Origin of the sequence: Geobacillus sp. B4113_201601 (genome assembly GCF_001587475.1) — a bacterium.
GTDB classification, from domain to species: Bacteria; Bacillota; Bacilli; order Bacillales; family Anoxybacillaceae; genus Geobacillus; species Geobacillus icigianus.
On sequence record NZ_LQYX01000084.1, the window covers coordinates 1 to 645 of the forward strand.

Annotated in this window: 1 protein-coding gene; it reads left to right on the forward strand. The window is 56.9% G+C overall.

The annotated features are described in order from the left end of the window. Nucleotides 1-645 (forward strand): IS1634 family transposase (locus B4113_RS11650; protein WP_235598003.1); only part of this gene is annotated, 645 nt, incomplete at both ends.

A 645-nucleotide genomic window follows, 5' to 3' on the forward strand; every position in this document is an offset into this window, starting at 1 on the left:
CGGCGTACCGGGTATGGGAAACGGCCTCGACGTATGAAGGCCACCCCGTTCGGCTGATCGTCGTCGAATCGAGCGCGCTCGACCAGCGCAAAGGAAAAACGCTCGAAAAAGAGCGGGTCAAAGAAGCGGAGCTTCTTCGCGAGGAACAAGCCCGTTGGGAGCGTCACCCCTTCTCCTGCCGCGAAGACGCCGAACAAGCCTTGGCGTCCCTCAAGGCGTCCCTTCGCCCCCGGTTTCATCGGGTCAAGGCCGCGGTCGAAGAGATCGTGCGCCCGAAAAAACGGCGCGGCCGGCCGAAAAAAGGGGTGGAACCCGAGATGGAGACGCTGTATCTTTTGCGCCTGGACGTCGAATTCCACCAACAGGCATGGGAACAGGCAAGACGGAAAGCGTCCCGGTTTGTCCTCGTCACGACCGTTCCGAAGGAATGGAAAGGCCGAACGATGGATGCTCGAGAAATCTTGAAGTTGTATAAAGGGCAAATCTCGGTGGAAATGAACTTCTCCTTTCTCAAAGATCCGTTCTTCATCGACGAGATTTACGTCAAAAAGCCAGAACGGGTGGCGGTATTGGGCTATTTATTTCTCTTGGCCTTGGCGATTTACCGCGTCTTTCAGCGCCGGGTGCGTCCGTTCATCACACCAG